The sequence below is a fragment of the Candidatus Binataceae bacterium genome (assembly GCA_035650475.1).
Taxonomy (GTDB): Bacteria; Desulfobacterota; Binatia; order Binatales; family Binataceae; genus JAKAVN01.
Map to the genome: position 1 here is coordinate 32,987 of DASRHP010000010.1, position 21,360 is coordinate 54,346.

20 protein-coding genes and 1 tRNA gene are annotated in these 21,360 nt (G+C 68.2%); 18 read left to right on the top strand and 3 right to left on the bottom strand.

What is annotated here, in order from left to right; all coding sequences use genetic code 11:
- Positions 1-67: 67 nt before the first annotated feature.
- The 7 genes from VFB33_10330 to priA all read left to right on the top strand — a co-directional run bounded on the left by VFB33_10330 (position 68) and on the right by priA (position 8,280).
- Positions 68-469, top strand: coding sequence for a secondary thiamine-phosphate synthase enzyme YjbQ (locus tag VFB33_10330; protein HZO82077.1), 402 nt, complete (start codon positions 68-70; stop codon positions 467-469).
- Positions 470-506: 37 nt separating this feature from the next.
- On the top strand, positions 507-1,451 hold the full coding sequence (locus VFB33_10335) for a prepilin peptidase (GenBank protein ID HZO82078.1): 945 nt from the start codon (positions 507-509) through the stop codon (positions 1,449-1,451).
- On the top strand, positions 1,451-2,089 hold the full coding sequence (tmk, locus tag VFB33_10340; protein ID HZO82079.1) for a dTMP kinase: 639 nt from the start codon (positions 1,451-1,453) through the stop codon (positions 2,087-2,089). Before VFB33_10335 ends, tmk begins: the two co-directional genes overlap by 1 nt.
- The gene (locus VFB33_10345; protein ID HZO82080.1) at positions 2,089-3,195 is read left to right on the top strand and encodes a hypothetical protein; all 1,107 of its coding nucleotides are present in this window, start codon (positions 2,089-2,091) and stop codon (positions 3,193-3,195) included. The genes tmk and VFB33_10345 overlap by 1 nt, the downstream gene beginning before the upstream one ends.
- Positions 3,195-4,046 carry a regulatory iron-sulfur-containing complex subunit RicT gene (gene ricT / locus VFB33_10350; GenBank protein HZO82081.1) on the top strand — a complete coding sequence of 284 codons (852 nt, stop codon included), beginning with the start codon at positions 3,195-3,197 and terminating at the stop codon, positions 4,044-4,046. Before VFB33_10345 ends, ricT begins: the two co-directional genes overlap by 1 nt.
- Positions 4,047-4,137: 91 nt before the next feature.
- Positions 4,138-5,685, top strand: a complete 1,548-nt coding sequence (gene metG, locus VFB33_10355) for a methionine--tRNA ligase (protein HZO82082.1) — start codon at positions 4,138-4,140, stop codon at positions 5,683-5,685.
- 90 nt (positions 5,686-5,775) lie between these two features.
- Complete coding sequence (gene priA, locus VFB33_10360; GenBank protein ID HZO82083.1) at positions 5,776-8,280, top strand: primosomal protein N'; 2,505 nt, start codon at positions 5,776-5,778, stop codon at positions 8,278-8,280.
- Positions 8,281-8,324: 44 nt separating this feature from the next.
- Here the strand turns inward: priA and VFB33_10365 are convergent, their stop codons facing one another.
- Positions 8,325-8,660, bottom strand: a complete 336-nt coding sequence (locus tag VFB33_10365; GenBank protein ID HZO82084.1) for a heavy metal-binding domain-containing protein — start codon at positions 8,658-8,660, stop codon at positions 8,325-8,327.
- A 111-nt stretch (positions 8,661-8,771) separates the two neighbouring features.
- Here VFB33_10365 and VFB33_10370 point away from each other — a divergent pair, with 111 nt between their 5' ends.
- The 8 genes from VFB33_10370 (at position 8,772) to VFB33_10405 (ending at position 14,865) form a co-directional block, all read left to right on the top strand.
- Entirely contained in the window at positions 8,772-9,698 is a 927-nt protein-coding gene (locus VFB33_10370) for an alpha/beta hydrolase (GenBank protein HZO82085.1), read from the top strand.
- A gap of 96 nt (positions 9,699-9,794) precedes the next feature.
- Positions 9,795-10,337, top strand: coding sequence for a peptide deformylase (gene def / locus VFB33_10375; protein HZO82086.1), 543 nt, complete (start codon positions 9,795-9,797; stop codon positions 10,335-10,337).
- Positions 10,306-11,289, top strand: a complete 984-nt coding sequence (gene fmt, locus VFB33_10380; GenBank protein HZO82087.1) for a methionyl-tRNA formyltransferase — start codon at positions 10,306-10,308, stop codon at positions 11,287-11,289. The genes def and fmt overlap by 32 nt, the downstream gene beginning before the upstream one ends.
- A gap of 89 nt (positions 11,290-11,378) precedes the next feature.
- The gene (gene rsmB, locus VFB33_10385; GenBank protein HZO82088.1) at positions 11,379-12,731 is read left to right on the top strand and encodes a 16S rRNA (cytosine(967)-C(5))-methyltransferase RsmB; all 1,353 of its coding nucleotides are present in this window, start codon (positions 11,379-11,381) and stop codon (positions 12,729-12,731) included.
- 82 nt (positions 12,732-12,813) lie between these two features.
- A complete protein-coding gene (gene rpe / locus VFB33_10390; GenBank protein ID HZO82089.1) occupies positions 12,814-13,482 on the top strand; it encodes a ribulose-phosphate 3-epimerase in 669 nt (222 codons plus the stop codon).
- A 71-nt stretch (positions 13,483-13,553) separates the two neighbouring features.
- A tRNA-Pro gene (locus tag VFB33_10395) sits at positions 13,554-13,631 on the top strand.
- 25 nt (positions 13,632-13,656) lie between these two features.
- The gene (plsY, locus tag VFB33_10400; protein ID HZO82090.1) at positions 13,657-14,259 is read left to right on the top strand and encodes a glycerol-3-phosphate 1-O-acyltransferase PlsY; all 603 of its coding nucleotides are present in this window, start codon (positions 13,657-13,659) and stop codon (positions 14,257-14,259) included.
- Positions 14,260-14,526: 267 nt separating this feature from the next.
- The gene (locus tag VFB33_10405; GenBank protein HZO82091.1) at positions 14,527-14,865 is read left to right on the top strand and encodes a P-II family nitrogen regulator; all 339 of its coding nucleotides are present in this window, start codon (positions 14,527-14,529) and stop codon (positions 14,863-14,865) included.
- A 56-nt stretch (positions 14,866-14,921) separates the two neighbouring features.
- Here VFB33_10405 and VFB33_10410 read toward each other — a convergent pair whose 3' ends face one another.
- Positions 14,922-15,278 carry a hypothetical protein gene (locus VFB33_10410; GenBank protein HZO82092.1) on the bottom strand — a complete coding sequence of 119 codons (357 nt, stop codon included), beginning with the start codon at positions 15,276-15,278 and terminating at the stop codon, positions 14,922-14,924.
- Positions 15,279-15,523: 245 nt separating this feature from the next.
- On the opposite strand from VFB33_10410, the gene VFB33_10415 reads away from it, so the two are divergent.
- The 3 genes from VFB33_10415 to ppdK all read left to right on the top strand — a co-directional run bounded on the left by VFB33_10415 (position 15,524) and on the right by ppdK (position 20,310).
- Positions 15,524-16,072, top strand: a complete 549-nt coding sequence (locus VFB33_10415) for a YfcE family phosphodiesterase (protein HZO82093.1) — start codon at positions 15,524-15,526, stop codon at positions 16,070-16,072.
- 116 nt (positions 16,073-16,188) lie between these two features.
- Positions 16,189-17,487: a glycine--tRNA ligase gene (locus VFB33_10420; GenBank protein ID HZO82094.1), complete on the top strand. Its 1,299-nt coding sequence runs from the start codon at positions 16,189-16,191 to the stop codon at positions 17,485-17,487.
- 75 nt (positions 17,488-17,562) lie between these two features.
- On the top strand, positions 17,563-20,310 hold the full coding sequence (gene ppdK / locus VFB33_10425; GenBank protein ID HZO82095.1) for a pyruvate, phosphate dikinase: 2,748 nt from the start codon (positions 17,563-17,565) through the stop codon (positions 20,308-20,310).
- A gap of 11 nt (positions 20,311-20,321) precedes the next feature.
- Here the strand turns inward: ppdK and VFB33_10430 are convergent, their stop codons facing one another.
- A complete protein-coding gene (locus VFB33_10430; GenBank protein HZO82096.1) occupies positions 20,322-21,230 on the bottom strand; it encodes a S1C family serine protease in 909 nt (302 codons plus the stop codon).
- Positions 21,231-21,360: the final 130 nt, after the last annotated feature.

Below are 21,360 nucleotides of genomic sequence, written 5' to 3' on the forward strand. Positions count from 1 at the left end.
GTCCGTCGCGGCGCACGGCTGCACGTGCTGGCAGTGCAACGCCAGCCGCCGTAAGATGGTCGGCGTGATGACGGATCTGGTGGTTCGGACTCACGCGCGCGTCGAGCTGGTCGATATCACGGACGAGGTTGCCCGCCTCGTCGCGCAAAGCGGCGTGCGCATGGGGCTGTGCAACCTGTTCGTGACGCATACGACGGCCGCTGTGATCGTTTCCGAGAATTGGGACCCGGACGTAACTTCCGACCTGCTGCGACAGCTCGAGCGGATGGTCCCGCGCGACGGCGGCTACCGCCATGCCGAGGGCAACGCGCAAGCGCATATCCTGTCTGTGATGCTGGGGACGTCGGTCAATCTCCCGGTGCGCGAGGCGCGGCTTGCACTGGGGCGATGGCAGGGCGTGATGCTTGCGGAGTTCGATGGTCCGCGCGAGCGCATGGTGGTGGTGAGCGTGGCGCCGCTTGGGCAATAGCTGCGCCGGCGCAGGCGGGGCGGACGGGGCAGGCGACGTGGATCAGGTTCCGGCGATAATCGGGGGGGCGCTGGCGCTCGCCGTCGGCGCCTGCCTGAGCAGTTTCGCAGTGACCGCCGCCTACCGTTTGCCGCGCGACATCTCACTGATCACTCCTGGCTCGTTCTGTGAGAGTTGCCAGCGGCCGGTCCCCTGGTGGGCCAATGTTCCGATCTTTGCGTACCTCGCCCTGCGCGGCCGCTGCCTCATGTGCGGCGCACCGATAGCGGCGCGCCATCTGGGCGCCGAGCTTCTGCTGGCGCTGGTCGCGCTGTACCTTTACGTCAGCTTTCCGCTCGCCGACGCGGTTGCGCGTCTGGTCTTTGTCACCGCCCTGGTTATCTGTTCGCTCGTCGATTACGACTGGCGGCTGATCCCTAACCTCGTGACTTTCGCCGGGGTGCCGGTGGGCTTTGCGTTTGCGTGGTTGGCGATGCCGGAGGTGGGATGGCGCGGCTCGCTAATCGGGATCGCGCTCGGCGGCGGTTTCCTGTACGTGACCGGCTTCGTCTATCAGCTGGTGCGTCATCAGGAGGGCGTCGGCTTGGGCGACGTTTTCCTGCTCGCGATGATCGGCGCGTTCATCGGATGGCCCGGCGTGCTGTTCACGCTGTTTTTCGGCGCGTTGCTTGGCTCGCTCGGCGGGCTTGCGGTCGGCCTGTTCGGCACGCCACGGGACGCACCCGAACCTCCTCCCGCGGCGCGCGAGTTCGCACGGGCGCCGCAGACGGCGGCCGCAAGCGGCGCGGACGTCCGCAGCGCCGCCGCCGAGCCTGCCGCTGCCGAGGCTGCCGCAGCGTCGGCGGAGCTTCAGGCCGCGGACACCGAGCGGAGCGTGTCGCTGCTGATGACTGCGGTGCCGTTCGGGCCGTTTTTGTCGATCGCGGCCGGCGTCTATGCCGTCTTTCAGCCGGTCCTTACAACTTGGTATTTTTCCCGTTGATGGGCGCCGGCATTTTCATCACGCTCGAAGGCGTCGAGGGCTCGGGCAAGACCACCCAGGCGGCGCTGCTCGCCGACGAGCTGCGCCGGCGCGGACGGCGCGTGACGCTTACCCGCGAGCCCGGGGGGACCCGCGCGGGCGAAGCGATCCGCGCGATCTTTCTCGATCCCACGATATCGCTGGGTATCGCGGCCGAGCTTCTGCTGGTGCTGGCCGACCGCGCCCAGCACGTGCGCGAGAAGCTGCGTCCCGCACTTGCGGCAGGCGAGATCGTGATCTCCGACCGCTACTCCGATTCGACCATCGCCTACCAGGGTTACGGCCGCGGTTTCGACCTCGAGCTGCTGGCCGAACTCAACCATCTCGCCAGCAACGGCGCGCAGCCCGACCTTACGATCGTGCTCGACTGTCCCGCGGAGATGGGGCTTGCGCGCGCGCGCACCCGGGTGCGCGGCGACGCGCGCGGCTACGACCGTTTCGAGGGCGAGGACATCGACTTCCACCGCCGGGTCCGCCAGGGTTTCCTGGCGATCGCGCACTCCGAGCCGGAGCGGGTCAAGCTGATTGACTCGACGCGCGAACTCTCGGTGGTCACCACCGAGATCCTGCTCGCGGTGGAAAGCCTGGTGGGTCACTGATGGGGCTGGGCGGCGTTCGCGGCAATCGCGAGACCATCGCGCAGCTTGAAACCGAGCTTCTGACGCGACCCGCACACGCATACCTGCTGGCCGGCCCACGCGGCGTCGGCAAGGGGCTGATCGCGCGCGGTCTGGCGCACGCGACGCTGTGCGAGCGCGCGCCCGGCGCCGAGTTCTGCTGCACGCCCGAGGCTTGCCCGGTGCGTCTATCGCCGCCGGTGACCGGGCGCGGCGCAGGGCGAAGCGCCACGCGCGCCGGCGCCGCGCGTGGGGCGGCTTCGGCTCCGCGATGCGAGTGCTGCGCGGGGTGCGTACAGGTCGCCTCGGGAGTCCATCCAGACTTCACCTGCGTGGTGCGCGCAGAGGGCCGCACCGAAGTGCTGATCGAGCAGGTGCGTGAGCTCATCGCGGGCTTGGGTATCCGGCCGGGCCGTGCCCCGCGGCGGGTCGCGATTATCGACGACGCCGAGACGCTCGGAGCGCCGGCCCAGAACGCGCTGCTCAAAACGCTCGAAGAGCCGCCCGGCCATGCGCTGATCTTCATGGTCGCCGAGAGCGAGCGCGCGCTGCTCGATACCGTGCGCTCGCGCCTGCGCCTGGTGCGCTTCGCGCCGCTGGAGACGGCGGACGTCGAGGCGGTCCTGCGCGCGCGCGCCGCGGTCGAGCCCGAACGTGCGGCCGCCCTTGCGCGGCTTGCCCGGGGCAGCGCCGGGCGCGCGCTTAGGCTGGCGGCGGGCGCTGAGCCGCCGATCCGCGAGCTGCTCGGTGCGCTGGCGGACGCGCGGCGTATCGACTTCGCCCGCGCGCAGGCGCTCGCGCAAGAGTTTTTCGCCGGCCGCGAGCAGGCGGCGGAGAACTTCGAGTTGATCGCGCGCCTGCTGGAAGAAATACTATGCCTCAAGCTCTTGCGGACGCCGCCTGCGGAAGCGGTGCCCGAAGTCGCGCAGGCGATGGTGAAAATGGCCGACAGCTTCGAACTCGACGCGCTGCTCAGCAGCCTCGGCGGCGTGGTCGAGGCCGGGGCGGCGGTTGACGCGATGGCCAATCCGCGGCTGCAGGCCGAGCAGTGGTGGATGGCGCTGGGCGCTGCGATGGGGAGCGGGTAGTGGCGGGCGAGATCGATCCTTTCCAGGGCGCGCCGGAGCCGCCGCGGATCGTCGCGGTCAGCTTCCTGCCCGTCGGCCATCTCCACAACTATCTCGCCGGCGAGCTTGCGCTCAAGCGCGGCGACCGCGTGGTGGTCGAGGGCGAGTCGGGGCTGCGGATCGGTACGGTCGAGATCGAACCGCATGAGCCAGCGCGGACGCTCGATCCCGCTTCAATACCGCCGGTGCTGCGTCTGGCGCGCGACGACGACCTCGATTTCGAGGCCGAGAACCTCGAGCGCGAGGCGGCCGCGCGCCGCATCTGCTTCCATCGTATCCGCGAGCGCAACCTGCCGATGAAGCTGGTTAGCGTCGAGTACGTCCTCGACGGGCGCAAGGCGGTCTTCTATTTCGCGGCCGAGAGCCGCGTCGATTTCCGCGAGCTGGTGCGCGACCTCGCCACCACGCTGCGCGTGCGGGTCGAGATGAAGCAGATTGGCGCGCGCGACGAGACCAAGGTGGTGGGCGCGGTGGGCCCGTGCGGCCGTGAGCTGTGCTGCTCGTCGTGGTTGCGCGACTTCGAGGCGGTGACGGTCAAGATGGCGCGTGAGCAGGGGCTGGCGCTCAACCCCTCGCGGCTGGCCGGGATGTGCGGGCGGCTGAAGTGCTGCCTGCGCTACGAATACGCGACCTACGTCGAGCTGCGGCGCGGGCTGCCCAACGTCGGCAAGCGCGTGCAGTCGGTCAAGGGCGACGGCAAGGTGGTCCGCCAGAACATCCTCAAGCAGACCGTGCTGATCCAGCGCGACGAGGACGGTGGCGTGGTCGAGGCGGCGATGGAAGACCTGGTCGCCGCCCGCCCGCAGGCTTGAGCGGCCAGGCGCGCGCAAGTAGCATCGGAGCGCCAACCCGCACGCTGGCGCCGATGCGCGTATCGCAGGGCGCGCGGGCGCGGCCCCCACGATGGCCGACCGAATCCACATCACCACCGCGATTTTCTATTGCAATGGCACGCCGCACGTCGGCAGCGCGTACGAGGCGCTCGCCGCCGACGTCTTCGCCCGTCATCAGCGCCGCCGGCTCGGGCGCGACAACGTCAGCTTCCTGAGCGGCACCGACGAGCACGGCGACAAGATCCGCCGGGCGGCGCTCGCCGAGGGCCTTGCGCCCAAGGCCTACACCGATCGGATGAGCGCGCTGTTCGACGACGCCTTTCGCGGGCTCGGCGTGAGCTACGACTACTGGGTGCGCACCACCGACGAGGTCCACGAGCGCTGGGTGCAGGAGATGCTGCGGCGCACGCACGCCCGCGGCGACATCTACTTCAGAGACTACGAGGGCCTGTACTGCGTCGATTGCGAGCGCTTCTATACCGACAAGGAGCTGCTGCCGGGCAACCTCTGCCCGTCGCATAACCGCGCGGTCGAGCTGATCAGCGAGGGCAACTACTTCCTGCGGATCGAGAAGTACCGCGAGCAGGTCTTGCGCCACATCCGCGACCACCCCGACTTCATCCGCCCCGAGCGCTACCGCAACGAGGCGCTCAACATGCTGGCAGAGCCGCTCGCCGACCTCTGCATCTCGCGCCCCAAGGCGCGGCTGGACTGGGGAATCGAGCTGCCGTTCGATTCCAACTACGTCACCTACGTGTGGTATGACGCGTTCTGGGCCTACGTCAGCCATCCGGCGACGCGCGATCCCGCTTTCCTCGAACAGGCCTGGCCCAACACCGAGCACTTCATCGGCAAAGACATCTTGAAGACCCACGCGGTGTACTGGCCGCCGATCCTGCTCGCCGCCGGGCTGCCGCTGTTCCGCCATCTCAACGTCCACGGATGGCTCAACTTCGGCGGCGCGCGGATGTCGAAGAGCTCGGGCAACGTGCGCGACCCGCTCTCCTACGAGCGGGCGTTCGGCGCCGACGTCCTGCGCTATTTCGTGATGCGCGAGGTGGTGTACGGGCTCGACGGCGACTTTTCCGAAGAGCGGCTGGTCGAGCGCTACAACGCCGAGCTCGCCAACGACCTGGGCAACCTGGCGAGCCGAGTGCTCGCGATGGCGGCGCGGTACTTCGAGGGCGAGGTCCGTGCGGCGCCGGGAGCGGGCGCCCACGAGGCGGACCGCGCGCTGTGCGAGACGCTCGCTGCGGCGCCGGCGCGCGCAGGCAAGTTGGTTGATGAGCTCGCGTTCAATCGCGCGCTCGAAGCGATCTGGCAGGCGCTCGACGCCGCGAACAAGTATATCGTAGCGACCTCTCCGTTTTCGCTGGCCAAGGACAAGGACAAGCTACCGCGTGTCGCAGAGATTCTCGCCAACCTGCTAGAGGGGCTGCGCGTGATCGCGGCCGGGGTGGAGCCGTTCATGCCGCGCCAGGCGCAGAAGCTGTTCGACCTGCTCAACGTTGACGAGGCTGTGACGTCCGCGCCGTTCGGCGCCGGTCTCAGGCCGGGCCATCGCGTCAAGCCGCCGACGCCGCTCTTCCCCCGCATCGAAAAGAAAGACCGCGCGTAGTCGCAGGCCGCGCCCCAGGGCGGTTGCCCGGGCGCCGGGGGCGTGTAAATTGCGATCGGCGCGCCGACGGCGGCGCGCTGCGGCTGAGCGATGCAGGCCAGGGTGATTCCAATCGGCGCGGCGCGCGGCGTCGGCGAGCTGACCTACGCGATCCCGGCCGCGCTCGAGGGGCGCGTCGGACGCGGCCATCGCGTGATCGTCCCGCTGCGCGCGCGCCGGCTGACAGGAATCGTCACCGCAGTCGGCGAGGCGCTCGACAGCGGGGGCGCCGCGCCCAAGCCGATTCTGGAGCTGCCCGAGGCGCTCCCGCTCTACGACGATGCCCACCTGCGCCTGATCGAGTTCATGGCGTCGTACTACATGGCGCCGATCGGCGAGGCGATGCGCAGCGTGATCCCGGCGCTCGCCCGGATCGAGTCGCGCAAGGTCTATCGGCTTGCAGCGCCGCCCGATCCGCTCAGGCGCGCGACGATGTCGGCGGTCGAGCGCGCGATCGTCAATGCGCTGGCGCGCCGCGCGATGACGGCGCGCGAGCTCGCGCGGCTTGGCGAGCGGCGCGAGATCTCCGCCCTCCTCGGCCGCCTCGTCGCGGAGGGGATGGTCGAGGCGGCGGACGCCACCCGTGGACGCCATCGCGAGGCCCTTGCGGTGCGTCTTGCGCCAGACGCCGTCGGAGCGGCCGCGAACTTGCGCGGCGCACGGCAGCGCGCCGTGCTTGAAGCGCTTAACGAAGTGGCGCCGGAGCCGCTCGCCCTCGACGAACTGGAAGAGCGGATAGCCGGTGCGCGTGCGATCGTGCACGCGCTCAGGCGCCGCGGCCTCGTGGCGATCGAATCGGCCTCCGCGGCGGGCGCTTTGGCGCGAACGGACAGCGCGAAAGAGAGCGCTGTCGTCTCGGGAAGCAGCGAGCAGGCGTACGAACTGACGCCCGAACAGGCGCTCGTGCTGGAAACGATCACGCCGGCCGTCACACAGCGGCGTTTCGCAACCTATCTGCTGTGGGGCGTCACCGCGAGCGGCAAGACCGAGGTCTATCTGAAGCTCGCGGCGGCGGCGCTGGAGGCCGGGCGGCAGGTGCTGGTGCTGGTGCCCGAGATCGCGCTCGCCGATCAGATCGTCCGATCGTTCCGCGCCCGTTTCGGCCCGCTGGTCGCGGTCGCGCACAGTGCGCAGAACCTGTCCGAGCGATGGGCGAGCTGGATGGCGGCGCTTGGCGGGCAGGCGCGGCTCATGATCGGCCCGCGCTCGGCGATCTTCGCGCCGCTGAGCGGGCTTGGCCTTATCATCGTCGATGAAGAGCACGACCCCGCCTACAAGCAGGAGGAGGGAATCCGCTACCACGCGCGCGACCTCGCGGTGATGCTCGGACAGCTAGCCGGATGCCCGGTCGTGCTGGGTTCGGCCACGCCGTCAGCGGAGTCGTTCTTCAACGCGCGGCGCGGCCGCTACCGGCTGGTGCGGATGACACGGCGGGTGATGGAGCGCGCGATGGCCGAGGTCGAGATCGTTGATCTGCGCCAGGAATTCGCGCGCAGGGAGGCGGCCGAGGCGCGCGGCAAAAAGGACGGCACGGGCGAGGCGCGCGGACCCCAGGCGGTGCCGCTTTCCACTCCGCTGCTCAATGCGCTGCGCGCCAATCTGGCCGCTGGCGGACAGAGCGTCGTCTTTCTCAACCGGCGCGGCTTCCACAATTTCCTCCAATGCCATCTCTGCGGGGTGGTCCTGTCCTGCGCGAATTGCAGCGTCAGCATGACCTTCCATCTGCGCGACCGTTCGCTCAGATGCCATTGGTGCGGCGCGCGCCAGCCCGCGCCGGAGAGATGTCCCGAATGCGGCGGCTGGGGCCTCGTTGGCCAGGGCTTTGGCACCGAGCGTCTGGCGGCCGCGCTCAGCGAGGCGCTCGAAGGGGCGCGGATTGAGCGGATGGACAGCGACACCAGCGGGCGGCGCGGGGTGCGGCTGAGCATGGTCGAGCGGCTGCGCCGCGGTGAGATCGACGTGATGGTCGGCACGCAGATGATCACCAAGGGTTTCGACCTGCCCGGAGTGACGCTCGTCGGCGTGGTGCTCGCCGACTTGGGCCTCAATTTGCCCGACTTCCGCTCGGCCGAGCGGACGTTCCAGTTGCTGACCCAGGTGGCAGGGCGGGCCGGGCGCGGCGAGCGACCGGGCCGCGTGCTGATACAGACCTACGCGCCGCATCATTACAGCATCCGCGCCGCGCGCGACCAGGATTACGAGCGCTTCATCCGGCGTGAGCTGCGCCTGCGGCAAGAATTGGGATGGCCGCCGTTTGCGCGGATGGCACTGGTGCGAATCGAGGGGGCGGAGGCGGCAGCGGTGGCCGCGACGGCGCAACGGGCGGCGGCCGCGCTGCGGGCGCAGGTTAAGGACGACGCGATGCGCGTGCTGGGGCCCGCGCCGGCGCCGATCGAACGGCTGCGCGCGCGCTACCGATGGCAGGTCGTGGTGAAATCGCAGGAGCAGGCCGCGATGCGCGCGGCGCTCGGCGCGATGCTTGCGCGGCTGGGCCCACGCGAAGCACGCGCGGGCATCCTCGTCGGCGTCGACATCGACCCGGTCAATATGCTGTAAGGCGCGCCGTGCTCCTCAGGGCACGCGATGCGGCGCCGCGCGCTCTAGAGCTTCTCGATCCGGACCGCTGTGCCGTAGGCGGCGATCTCGCTCATGATGTTGCCGATCTCGTTGCAGTCGAAGCGCATCGCGACCACCGCGTTGGCGCCCTTCTCCAGCGCCGCCAGGCGCAGCCGCTCAATCGCCTGGACCCGGCTGTCCGAAAGCAGCTGGGTATAGGCGCCGACCTCGCCGCCGAAGAGCGTGCGCAATCCGGCGCCGACGTTGGAGAAGACATTGCGCGCCCGGCAGATGAGGCCGAAGACTTCGCCGTAAACGGCGACGATCCTGTAGCCGGGAGCGTCGTTGGTGGTGGTGACCAAGACCGCGTCGTTGTCCATTGAACGAGGGTAATCATGCGCGCTCGGCGCGGCAATGCGGAGGGATGCGCGGGCTGTGGGCCGGCCAATCCAACGTGAAGCCCCGCGCAAAAGCTGCTAAGTTCGGGCGCGATGGTTGCTCAAGAGCGGGCGGCGATTCCGCAGCCGAATACGGTGGTCGATGCCGTGATGGACGACGGCGCGGTAATTCGCCTGCGCCGCTACGGCGTGGCGGAGGGGCCGCGGCTTGCGCTCAGCCACGGCAACGGGCTGGCGATCGACGGCTACTTCCCTTTTTGGCGGCTGCTGCTCGACCGCTACGACCTCATCCTTTACGATTTTCGCAACCACGGCCGGAATCCCGTTCACGACCCGCCCAACCATCACTGGCGCCAATTCATTCGCGACGACGAGCGCGTCTGGGATACGATCCGCGACCGCTTTGGCGCCCGGCCGGTTGCCGGCGTCTTTCACTCGCTGTCGGCGGTCACCGCCGTGATGCATACGCTGGAAATGGGCCGGCGGTGGGATCCGCTGGTGCTCTTCGATCCGCCGATCCATCCACGCGAGGGCCACCCCTTGCAGCCGATTCAGAAGGAGCACGAGGACGATATCGCCGAACGCGCGCGCCGCCGCACCGAACGCTACGGCGATCCCTCCGAGCTCGCGGCCACCTTCGCCCGCCTGCCGCAGTTCCGGCTATGGCGGCCGGAAGCGTACGAGCTGATGGCGCGTGCGACGCTCAGGCGCGACGAGCGCGCGGGTGACTGGACCCTGGCGTGCCCGCGCGAGTTGGAGGCGCACGTCTTCTCGAGTAACCGCGACCCCACGATCTGGCCGCGGATGGCGAATTTGCCCGTGCCGTGCAAGCTCATCTGCGGCGACCCCGAAAGCGATTTCAAGCAACCGCCGGCGCTTATCGGGCGCGCGATTGCCGGCGAGACGCCGTGCGAGTACGAGGCGATCCCCGGCACCACGCACTTTCTGCAAATCGAACGTCCTGAGGAATGCGTGCGCGCGATGGAGTCGTTTTTGCGCAAGCATCGGTTTGTTGACTAGCGCGGCTGCCTCGCCTTCGCGCGCTCGGGATTGGCGCGGCGCGGCTGCCGTACTTTTGGCGCGGCGGCCCCTCTGATAGATTTTTTTCTGGACCCTATGGCGCTGCTCAAGATCCTCAAGTTTCCGGACCCGGCGCTCAAGGAGCCTGCGCGGGCGGTGGAAAACATCGACGGCGGGCTCGCCGGCTTTATCGACAGCATGGTGCAGACCATGTACGCGGCGCCTGGGGTGGGTCTTGCCGCGCCTCAGGTCGGTGACCATCGCCGCTTGATCGTGCTCGACACCGATCACGACAACCCCGGCAAGCATCTGCTCAAACTTATCAACCCGCGAATCGTCGAGGCCGAAGGTTCGATCACCTGGGAAGAGGGATGCCTGTCGGTGATCGATTTCACCGCCGACGTCAAACGCGCGGCGCGCGTGCTGGTGCGCGCATGGACGCCGGAGGAGAAGGAGATCGAAGTCGAAGGCTCCGACCTGCTCGCGGTCGCGCTCCAGCACGAGCTCGACCATCTCGACGGCAAGCTCTTCATCGACCGCATCAGCCGCCTCAAGCGCGAACTGTACCGGCGCAAGCTGGCCAAGCTGATAAAGGAGGGCAAGGCCGATGGCCAGCGGCCCTCCAGCCTCCGGATCTGACATCGGCGCGCCGCTGAGAATCGTTTTCATGGGCACGCCTGCGCTGGCGGCCCATATCCTCAAGCGCCTGGCCGCCGAAGCCGCGCGCGGATTCGAGATCGTCGGCGTCGTTACGCGTCCCGATCAGCCGCGCGGACGGGGACTCAAGCTGGAACCGAGCGAGGTCGGAGCGGCGGCCGAGCATCTCGGTCTGACCATCCTGAAGCCGGCGAAGATCCGTTCGCCGGAATTCCTCGCCGAACTGCGTGGCCTCGATCCAGACCTGCTCGTGGTGGCTGCCTACGGACGCATTCTTCCCGATGCCGTGCTCGAAGCGGCGCGAATCATGCCGATCAACGTGCACGCCTCACTCCTGCCGCGCCATCGCGGCGCCGCGCCGATCGAGGGCGCGATCCTGGCGGGCGATGCGGAGACCGGCGTCACGATCATGCGGATCACTGCGCGCATGGATGCGGGTCCGATACTGCTCAAGCGGGCGATTCCGATAGCGCCCGATGAAACCCAGGGTACGCTCAAGGACAAGCTGGCGGAACTCGGCGCGCAGGCGCTGCTCGAAGCGCTCGAGAAGCTGCGACGCGGCGAGCTGACCGAAACGCCGCAGGACGAGAACCTTGCGACCTATACCGCTCCGGTCACCAAGCAGGACGCGGTGATTGACTGGAACGCCGATGCCGCGCGGATCGAGCGGATGGTGCGGGCGTACGATCCGTGGCCGGTTGCACGCACGCGTCTGGGCGCGGACGAGCTTCTGATCTGGCGCGTCGCCATCGATAGCGTGGACGCCTCAGGCCAAGCGCCTGGCACGATCGTGCGGGTCCGCCCTGATGTCGCAGTACAATGCGGGCGCGGACGAGTGCTGCTGGTCGAGGTGCAGGCGCCGGGTCGCAAGCGGATGAGTGCGGTGGAGTACATGCGCGGGCGACGAGTCGTCGCGGGCCAGCGGCTGGGATGAAGCGGCGGGGGCCTCGCCGAGCGCCCGGGCGCGGCGGCGCGCAGGCGCCGCAGGCGCGAGCGCCGACCCGGAGCGGGCAATCCGGCGCATTGGCGGCCGCAGGCGGCGCGGCCGGCCTTGCGGCCCGCCGCGCTGCCTGCGACATCCTCGTCGCCGTCGAGACCCGCCGCGCCTTCGCTGACGTCCTGCTCGGTCGCCGACTCGGCGCGCTCGCGCCGGTCGACCGGCGGCTGGTGACTCGGCTCGTGCTCGGCACGCTCGCCTGGCGCGGCCGGCTGGATTACGAGTTGGCGCACATTTGCGCCCTGCCGTTGGACCGGCTCGATCCGACACTCCTTGCCGTTCTTCGGCTCGGGCTTTTTCAGATGCGCCAGCTTTCGCGCGTGCCCGCGCATGCCGCGGTGGATACCGCCGTTACGCTTGCGCGCGGGGCGCGCGGACGCGGGGCCGCTGGACTCGTCAACGCGGTGCTGCGACGCGCCGCGCGCGGTGCGCTCGCGATGCCGGAACGGGCGCGTGATGAGGGCGCCTACCTCAGCGTCGCCTGCTCGCATCCGCGATGGCTCGTCGGACGCTTCATCGAATGGTTCGGCGTCGCGCGCGCCGAGGCGCTCATGGCGGCCAACAACGAGGCTGCACCCAATGTCGTGCGCCTCAACCTCGCGCGCGGAACGCGCGAGGAGGTTATCGCGCGGATGGCGGCCGACGGTGTGGAGGTCGTGCCTGGCGGCTGCCTGCCCGAGACAGCGATCCTCGCGGCGACGCCGGATTTTGACGCCGCGTCGTATCGCGAGGGATGGTTCCATCCGCAATCGGAGGCATCACAGATGGTCGCCCGGATGCTGTCGCCCGCGCCGGGGGCGACCGTCATCGATTGCGCTGCCGCGCCCGGCGGCAAGGCGACTCATCTCGCGGAGCTGGTCGGCCCGCACGGGCGCATCGTCGCCTTCGACCTCAATCTGCGCGGGCTTTGCGCGGCGCGCGCCGTAGCCCAAACCCTCGGCCATCGCAACCTCGACTTCGCTCGCGCCGATGTCGCGGCGGCTGCGCCGGTGCGGCCGGAGGCCGCCCAATTCGTTCTTCTCGACGCACCGTGCACGGGAACCGGCACGCTGCGCGAGCATCCAGAGATACGATGGCGCCTGGACCCGGACGACTTCCGGCGGATGGCCCTCGTTCAGCGCCGAATGCTGGAAAGCGCCGCGACGCTCGTCCGCCCGGGCGGGGTTATTGTCTATGCGGTGTGCAGCCTCGCACACGACGAGGGGCCGGGCGCACTGCGCGATTTTCTCCAAGCCCATCCGGAGTTCGCGCTCGAACGTCCGCCGGTAGCAGAGCTCGCGCCCTGGCTTGCCTCGGACGGGACGCTTGCTACCAGCCCCGAGCGCGGCGGGCTTGACGGCTTTTACGCCGCCCGGATGCGCCGTTGTCCCAAGGGGTGACGCTGCAAGTTGGTCCCTCCGTCGGGCCACGGCCGCGCCAGCGGCTTTTGCCGCGCTTCACACAAGGCGGTAGTGTTGAGCCATGGCCTTCGAACACAAGATTGCGCCGTCGATCCTGTCGGCCGATTTCGCGCGGCTGGGCGAGGAGATCCGCCGCGTCGAGGAGGCCGGCGCGGACCTGATCCACTTCGACGTGATGGACGGCCATTTCGTGCCCAACCTGTCGATCGGCGTGCCGGTGCTAAAGTCGGTGCGCAAGATTACCCGGCTCCCGCTCGACGCCCATCTGATGATCTCCGATCCCGCCCGCTACCTCGACGCTTTCGTCGAGGCCGGCGCCAACTTGATCTCGGTGCATGCCGAGGTCTGCGAAGACCTGGGCGAAATCGCCGGCCGGATCCGCGCCCTCGGCGCGCGCGCTTCGGTCGCGATCAATCCCGAGACGCCGCCCGATCGCGTGCTCGCGGCCGCCGCGCATCTGGACATGATTCTCGTGATGAGCGTGCATCCGGGCTTCGGTGGCCAAGGCTTCATCCCCGATAGCCTCGAGAAGCTGCGCACGGTGCGGCGCGAGATTGAGCGCCGCCGGCTCGAGGTGGACATTGAGGTTGACGGCGGGATCAAGGTCGACAATATTGCGGCGGTGGCCCAAGCGGGAGCCAACGTTTTCGTCTCCGGCTCGGGGATTTTCGGCCGCGGCGACTACCGCAGGATAATCGCGGACATGCGCGAGCGCGCGGCGCGCGCCTGAGGCCGGCGGGTATCTCGCAATCGTCCGCGCGGCGATGCTATAAGTGTTGGCCGGTTCGGAACCGTAGCGTACGGGGTGTAGCTCAGCCTGGCTAGAGCACTGCGTTCGGGACGCAGGAGTCGCTGGTTCAAATCCAGTCACCCCGACCAACTTTAGCGCGCGAAAGGCCCACCCTTGCTGAGCGTCGCGCTCGTTCTTCTCGCCGCTTACCTGATCGGATCGATCCCCGTCGGCGTGCTGGTTGGACGGGCGCGCGGCTTCGACCCGCGCACGGTCGGCTCGGGCAATATCGGGATGACCAACGTGGCCCGCGCCGGCGGCAAGGGCGCCGCCGCGCTGACTTTCGCCGGCGACCTGCTCAAGGGGCTGATTCCGGTTGAGGCGGCACGGATTGCAGGGTTCGCTCCCGAAGTCGTCGCGCTCACCGGACTGCTCGCCTTTGTCGGCGCGATCTGCTCGGTTTTCCTTGGGTTTAGGGGCGGCAAGGGGGTCGCGGCGTCGCTCGGAGTTTGGCTTGCGATCGCGCCCGTGCCGGTGCTGATCGCGCTTGGCGTCTTCGTCGCCGTCTTCGCGGCCTGGCGCACCGTCTCGCTCGCCTCGATATGCGCATCGATCGCGCTGCCGCCGGCCGTCGCGGCACTCGGCCTGCCGCGCCCGTACGTTGGGCTGGCGATCGTGATGACGGCGCTTGTCATCCTACGCCATCGGGAGAACATCGCGCGCCTGCTGAGAGGCGAGGAGCCAAGCGCCGCTAAGGCGCAGCTTCGACCTGAATGACCCGCAACGCCAACGCCGCCGGCGATGCTGCCTCAACAGGCAGCGGTACGGACATCGCACGGAGCGCCGGCTTGATTAGCGGCGGGCAAAATCGGCCTTGTTACGGGAGCCATCGGGCACGCGGCATGCTAGCCGACAGTCAGGCGATCGAGACCGCCGGGGGTCCGGCCAAACCCAGGGGCTTGCGCATGGCGACGCTTATCTGGAACAGATAAGCTTAAACCAACGGGGAAAATTCCGTCCGGCGCGCGCGCCGGGAGGAGCCATATGAAGAAGGTCGAGGCGATCATCAAGCCGTTCAAACTCGACGAGGTCAAGGAAGCTCTGTCGAGCATCGGGGTGCAGGGGCTGACGGTCAGCGAAGTGAAGGGCTTCGGTCGCCAGAAGGGCCATACGGAGCTCTACCGCGGGGCGGAATATGTGGTCGATTTTCTGCCCAAAGTGAAGTTGGAAATAATTGTGTCAGACGAATTGACGGCGCAGGTGGTCGAGACGATCGAGCGCGCGGCGCGCACCGGCCGGATCGGCGACGGCAAGATCTTCGTTATGCCGATGGAAGAGGTGGTGCGGATCCGCACCGGAGAGCGCGGCGCGGCGGCGCTGTAGAACTTTGCGACACCCGTCGGGTAGGCGCTTATCGCGCGCCGCGTCCCGCGACCGCCTCAGTTAACGTTCTGGCGCGGTACAAACCCCTTCAGCCCCTTGAACGGACCGTCGATGACCTCGATTTCAGAGCCCTCGTCGTTACTCGATACGATCCGTACGGGCGTGCGGTCATCGACTTCCTTGGCCGCGATGTTCTGACCGATCCCGCCCAACATCCCCATCGCGCCGCCCTCCGCCTTGAGCTTGGCCAGCTTGTCGAAGGTCGCCTGGTCAGGATAGACCTTGACCGTGTGCTCGCCGGCGTTGGCGACCAGCTTATGGCCGCATCCGGCAAGTATCAGCGCCGCCGTGAGCGCAAGTCCCAGCATCTTTAGCCGCGCGCCGCCGTTCGTTTCTGCCGTCCGATTTTTCATAGCGCTCCGAATTCCTCTTCGCCTCGCATCGATCCGCCGCAGCCGAAGCCTATGGGCGCAATATATCCCACTTTCAATCTGATCGTCAGGGTTTGCGATACAGGCCGATCGCCGGCCCCGAACTTGTGCTTACAATTGGGGCAAATTTGCCGATCCCGACAGGGCGTGGTACGTTTCTAGGCTCACGCTGAACGGATTTTACGGCGATACGCCGCCGAGGGTGGCGAGCGCCGGCGCCAGCGACGATGCGAATCGGGCTAATCTCCGACACCCATATTCCCGAGGCATGCGAACATCTGCCCGCCGCGGTGTTTGAAGCATTCAGCGGCGTCGACCTCGTGATGCATGCGGGCGACGTTTACGTCAGCCGCGTCCTCGATGAACTGGCCCGCATCGCGCCGGTCCTTGCGGCACTTGGCAACGGCGACGAGGGCCAGGGCGGCCATCGCTTCCGGCTGGAGCCCGACGAGCGCGTGCGCCTCGCGCACGTGCTCGAAGTCGAGGGCGTGCGGGTGGGGCTTGCGCATGCCTTGCCGACGCCGGACGAGACCTCGCAGTCGGTTTTCGAGCGGGCGATGCGCGAGTATTTCGGCGGCCCGGTGGACGTCCTGGTGATGGGTCACAGCCATATTGAAGGTGTCGTGCGCTTCGGTGCGACCCTGGTGGTCAACCCGGGCAGCGCGACGTTGCCGCACAATCTGGTCGACGTCCCGGGCACCGTCGGCGTGCTCGAGATCGGCCCGGGCGGCGCGCTCTCGGCCAAAATCATCCGGCTCGGCGGGAAGAGCGCATAGCTGTTGCGAGGCGGCCGCCGACGTTTTGGGCCGCGGCGCTTCGCGGGAGGTATTTTCGTTTGTCCGGACAGAATCCACAGCAGGCGCCGGCCGCAAGCGCGGAGCGCGCGGTCACGATGGAGAAGCTGGTTAATCTCTGCAAACGGCGCGGCATCGTCTTCCCCGCCAGCGACATCTACGGCGGGCTCGGCTCGACCTGGGACTACGGCCCGCTCGGCGTCGAGCTCAAGCGCAACGTCAAGGAGGCGTGGTGGCGCGCGATGGTGATCGGGCGCAGCGACATTGTCGGCCTCGACAGCGCCATCCTCCAGCATCCGCGCACCTGGGAAGCGTCGGGCCATCTGCAAAGCTTTACCGACCCGCTGGTCGACTGCAAAAGCTGCAAGCAGCGCTTTCGCGCCGATCACGTGGGCGGCAGTCGCTGTCCCGAATGCGGCGGCGAACTGACCGAGGCGCGGCAGTTCAACCTCATGTTCAAGACCTTCATCGGTCCGGTCGAGGACAGCGCGAGCACGGTGTACCTGCGGCCGGAGACCGCGCAGGGCATCTTTCTCAACTTCGCCAATATCGTCGATACCCAGCGGGTCAAGCTACCCTTCGGCGTCGCCCAGATAGGCAAATCGTTCCGCAACGAAATCACTCCTGGCAACTTCATCTTCCGCACCCGCGAGTTCGAGCAGATGGAGATGGAGTTCTTCTTCAAGCCCGATCCGCAAGAGGAGAAGCGATGGTTCGACTACTGGGTCGAGCAGCGCTTCAACTGGTACACGGAGTACGGTGTGCGCCGCGAGCATCTGCGCCTGCGGCCCCATTCGACCGAAGAACTCTCGCACTACTCGCGCGGAACCACCGACGTCGAGTATCTCTACCCGTTCGGCTGGGGCGAGCTGGAGGGCATTGCCAAGCGCGGCAGCTTCGATCTCGACCAGCACGCGCAGTACAGCGGCAGGGACCTGACCTATTTCGACGAGGAGGCCAGGGCACGCTACCGGCCGTGGGTAATCGAGCCCGCCGCCGGTGTCGACCGCGCGATGCTCGCCTTTCTGCTCGATGCCTATGACGAGGATGTCGTCGAGGGCGAGGAGCGGATCGTGTTGCGGCTGGACCCGCGGCTCGCGCCGATCAAGGTCGCGGTGCTGCCGCTGCTGCGCAAAGGCGGGCAGCCGGAGAAGGCGCAGGAGGTATTGCGGATGCTCCAGCGCCATTTCCCGGCGACGTACGATCAGGCCGGCTCGATTGGCCGGCGCTACCGGCGCCAGGACGAGGTTGGCACGCCCTACGGCGTGACGATCGATCATCAGACGATGGAAGACGACACGGTAACGCTGCGCGATCGCGATTCGACCGGGCAGGTGCGCTTCAAGATCGGCGCGCTCGCGGCCGAGCTGACCGCACGCATCGGCTGGCACCGCTAAGCCCCACGGCTGGCGCGGCGTAAAATGTGATTTTCAGGCCCCGCCATGGGCGGGTAGGGGAGCATCGGTTCCGAGATGGCGCGAGTTCATCCTGAAATCTACTTTTTCGGCGCGGGCGTGGCCGAGGGACGCGCCGGGATGCGCGAGCTGCTGGGCGGCAAGGGTGCCGGCCTGCACGAGATGGCGTCGCTCAAGCTGCCGGTGCCGCCTGGCTTCACCATCTCGACCCGCGTATGCACCTATTTCTACGCGCACGGCCGCAAGTATCCGTCCGGTCTCAAGGAGGGCGTGGCGAGGAGCGTCGCGCGGATCGAAAGGGCGCTCGGCAAGCGCTTCGGCGATCCGCACAATCCGCTGCTGGTCTCGGTCCGCTCGGGCGCGCGGGTCTCGATGCCGGGGATGATGGACACCGTCCTCAACCTCGGGCTGACAGACGAGAGCGTCAAGGGGCTGGAGGCGGCGAGCAAGAATGCGCGCTTCGCGTGGGATTCCTACCGCCGGTTCTGCCAGATGTACGGCGACGTGGTACTCGGGCTCAAGCCCGAGGACAAGAACGCGCGCGATCCGTTCGAGGAGCTGATCGACCGCAAGAAGGCGCTGCGCGGCGTGGTCCAGGACGTCGATCTCACCGCCGACGATTTGAAGGAGCTGGTCGGCGAGTTCCGCGACCTGATTCGCGCGCGCACGGGCCGCGACCTGCCGCAGGATCCGTGGGAACAGCTATGGGCCGCGATCGGCGCGGTGTTCGAGTCGTGGAACAACGAGCGCGCGATCGTGTACCGCCGGATCAACAACATCCCGGGCGACTGGGGCACTGCGGTCAACGTGCAGTCGATGGTCTTCGGCAACCTCGGCCCCGATTGCGCGACCGGCGTCGCCTTTACCCGTAATCCGGCCACCGGCGAGAAGGGCATCTACGGCGAGTTCCTGCCCAACGCTCAGGGCGAGGACGTCGTCGCAGGCATCCGCACTCCGCGCCAGATAAGCCTCGCCGCCGGACGCGTGTGGGCCGCCCGCAATGGCGTCAGCGAGGCGGAGCGCCGCGCGAAGCACGCCACGCTCGAGGAGAGCTTCCCGGCCGTCTATCGCGAGCTGCTGCGGGTCGCCCAGCGCCTGGAGCGCCACTTCCGCGACATGCAGGACCTCGAGTTCACCGTCGAGCGCGGCAAGCTCTACATGCTCCAGACCCGCACCGGCAAACGCACGGCCGAGGCCGCGGTGCGGGTGGCGGTCGAGATGGCCGGCGAGCGGCTGATCGACCGCGCCACCGCGCTCCTCCGCGTTGAGCCGGTCCAGCTCGAGCAGCTGCTCCATCCGCGGCTCGACCCCAACGCGCCCAAGCGCGTGCTCGCGCGCGGACTGCCGGCGTCGCCGGGCGCGGTGGCGGGGGAGGCCGTGTTCTCGGCCGACGAGGCGCTCGCCGTGACCGCCGCCGGACGCAAGGTGATCCTGGTGCGCCAGGAGACTTCGCCGGAGGACATCCACGGGATGCAGGTGGCGGAGGGGATCCTGACCGCGCGGGGCGGGATGACCAGCCATGCGGCGGTCGTTGCGCGCGGGATGGGCAAGTGCTGCGTGGCCGGATGCTCGGAGATCGAAATCGACTACGCCGGCGGCACGCTCAGCGCCAACGGCACGGTGATCCACCGCGGCGAGTACCTGACGCTCGACGGCACCACCGGCGAGGTTATCGAGGGGCGCGTGCCGACGGTCGAGCCGGTGATGTCGCCGTTCTTCAAGAAGTTTCTCGCGTGGGCCGACGCCGAGCGCCGCCTCGGCGTGCGCGCCAATGCCGACACCCCACACGACGCGCAGGTGGCGCGCGAGTTCGGCGCCGAGGGGATCGGGCTCTGCCGTACCGAACACATGTTCTTCGCGCCCGACCGGATCGATGCCATGCGCGAGATGATCCTGGCGAGCAACGCCGAGCAGCGCGCACGCGCGCTGGCCAAGATTGTGCCGATGCAGCGCGCCGACTTCGTCGCCATCCTGCGCGAGATGAAGGGCCTGCCGGTGACGATCCGCCTGCTCGACCCGCCGCTGCATGAGTTCCTGCCGCACCAGGACTCCGAGCTGCGCGAGTTGGCGTCCAAGATGGGCGTCAGCGCCGAGCAGCTGCGCCAGGTGCGCGACAGCCTGTTCGAGTTCAATCCGATGCTCGGCCATCGCGGCTCCCGCCTCGGCATCAGCTACCCCGAGATCTACAAGGCGCAGGCGCAGGCAATCCTGGAAGCCGCCGCCGAGCTGCGCGCGAAGGGCGTGCGTGCGATTCCCGAGATCATGCTGCCGCTCATCGGCGAACGCCGCGAGTTCGAGGTTCTGGCCTCCGAAATCCGCGAGGTGGCGCAGCATCTGGCAAGCACCAACGGAACGCGCCTGACCTTTTCAATCGGCACCATGATCGAGGTACCCCGCGCCTGCATCCAGGCCGACCAGATCGCCGCGGTCGCCGATTTCTTCTCCTTCGGCACCAACGATCTGACGCAGATGACCTACGGGCTGTCGCGTGACGATTCGGCCAAGTTTCTCGGCGACTACCTCGAACGCCACATCTACCCCGTCGATCCCTTCGCCCAGCTCGACCCCGACGGGGTCGGCGGCCTGATGAAGATCGCGATCGAGCGCGGACGCAGGGCGAACCGCAAGCTCAAGCTCGGAATCTGCGGCGAGCACGGCGGCGATCCGGCAAGCGTCAAGCTCTGCCACCGATTGGGCCTGGATTACGTCTCATGCTCACCGTACCGCATTCCGGTCGCGCGCCTCGCCGCGGCCCAGGCTGCGATCGAGGAGCGCCGCAGCAGACGCGATTTCAAGGACGTGTGAGGCGAATCAGGCTAGCCCAGGTAGTCCTCAACCCGGATCGCGGTAACCGGGATCGAGCGGACCTGGTTGTTGCGCAGGATCTTGAGCGTAACGGTTTCGCCCGGACGATGGCGGTTGACGGCTTCGTAGAGGGTGCGGCGGTCGCGGATCTCGCGCTCGTCGGCGGCCAGCACCACGTCGCCCTGCCGCAGCCCGGCCTTGGCGCCCGGGCTGCCCGGCACCACGTCGGCGATCACGACGTGCTCGCGCAGCGTGTAGGAGAGCACCCCCAGCCATAACCGCGACGGCACGCTGACCCGTTTGCCGTGGCGTAACAGCTCGTCGCGGCTGCTGATAAAGCACTCGCCCGGGATCGCCAGGACCGCGCGGTTGAGATCGGCGAAGTTGAGGTACGAGACCCCAACTATCTGTCCGCGCGAGTTGCAGATCGGGCCGCCGTTGAGCCCGATGTTGAGCGCCGAGGCGGTGACGCAGATGCAGCGCTCGAGCACGAACTCCCACGCGGCGTCGAACGGCCCGAGATAGGTGATGTGCCCCACGTCGGCGCATCGCCGCTCTCCGCCCAGGCTCGATACCATGAAGATCTGCTGGCCGAGCGAACACTCGAGCGACGAAACCGCCTGGAGGAAGGGCAGGTCGTGGCCGTCGATCTTGAGCAGCGCCAGGTTGGTCGTGAAGTCCTGCGCCACGATCGCCGCCGGCAGCTCCTGGCCGCTGGTCAGCGTGACCGACACCTGCTGCGCCCCCATCAGCATGTAGTTGACCGTGATGATGAGGCCGTCGGAGCTGACTAGGGTGCCGGTGCCGCGGCGGTCGGTACCCAGCCCGATACCGGCCGACGGATGCGAAGAGGGCACGGCCGAATGGATACCCACCGTCGCGTGCGCAACCTTCTCCAGCAAGAACAGCGTCGCGTTCACAACTCCGCTCCGTCCGACTGCGTCTGATCGTACGCGTTATGCGCGGGACGCGCTCACACCCGGCGCGCCTGAGAGAATTTGAGCATTGTGACGGCCCGATTCAAGCCTCGGCTCCCCCGCCGATTCACAT

Coding starts and splice junctions, on each gene's coding strand:
- VFB33_10330 (HZO82077.1), top strand. CDS start 68: ATGACGGATCTGGTGGTTCGGACTCACGCGCGCGTCGAGCTGGTCGAT.
- tmk (HZO82079.1), top strand. CDS start 1,451: ATGGGCGCCGGCATTTTCATCACGCTCGAAGGCGTCGAGGGCTCGGGC.
- VFB33_10345 (HZO82080.1), top strand. CDS start 2,089: ATGGGGCTGGGCGGCGTTCGCGGCAATCGCGAGACCATCGCGCAGCTT.
- metG (HZO82082.1), top strand. CDS start 4,138: ATGGCCGACCGAATCCACATCACCACCGCGATTTTCTATTGCAATGGC.
- priA (HZO82083.1), top strand. CDS start 5,776: ATGCAGGCCAGGGTGATTCCAATCGGCGCGGCGCGCGGCGTCGGCGAG.
- VFB33_10365 (HZO82084.1), bottom strand. CDS start 8,660: ATGGACAACGACGCGGTCTTGGTCACCACCACCAACGACGCTCCCGGC.
- VFB33_10370 (HZO82085.1), top strand. CDS start 8,772: ATGGTTGCTCAAGAGCGGGCGGCGATTCCGCAGCCGAATACGGTGGTC.
- def (HZO82086.1), top strand. CDS start 9,795: ATGGCGCTGCTCAAGATCCTCAAGTTTCCGGACCCGGCGCTCAAGGAG.
- fmt (HZO82087.1), top strand. CDS start 10,306: ATGGCCAGCGGCCCTCCAGCCTCCGGATCTGACATCGGCGCGCCGCTG.
- rpe (HZO82089.1), top strand. CDS start 12,814: ATGGCCTTCGAACACAAGATTGCGCCGTCGATCCTGTCGGCCGATTTC.
- VFB33_10405 (HZO82091.1), top strand. CDS start 14,527: ATGAAGAAGGTCGAGGCGATCATCAAGCCGTTCAAACTCGACGAGGTC.
- VFB33_10410 (HZO82092.1), bottom strand. CDS start 15,278: ATGAAAAATCGGACGGCAGAAACGAACGGCGGCGCGCGGCTAAAGATG.
- VFB33_10415 (HZO82093.1), top strand. CDS start 15,524: ATGCGAATCGGGCTAATCTCCGACACCCATATTCCCGAGGCATGCGAA.
- VFB33_10420 (HZO82094.1), top strand. CDS start 16,189: ATGGAGAAGCTGGTTAATCTCTGCAAACGGCGCGGCATCGTCTTCCCC.
- ppdK (HZO82095.1), top strand. CDS start 17,563: ATGGCGCGAGTTCATCCTGAAATCTACTTTTTCGGCGCGGGCGTGGCC.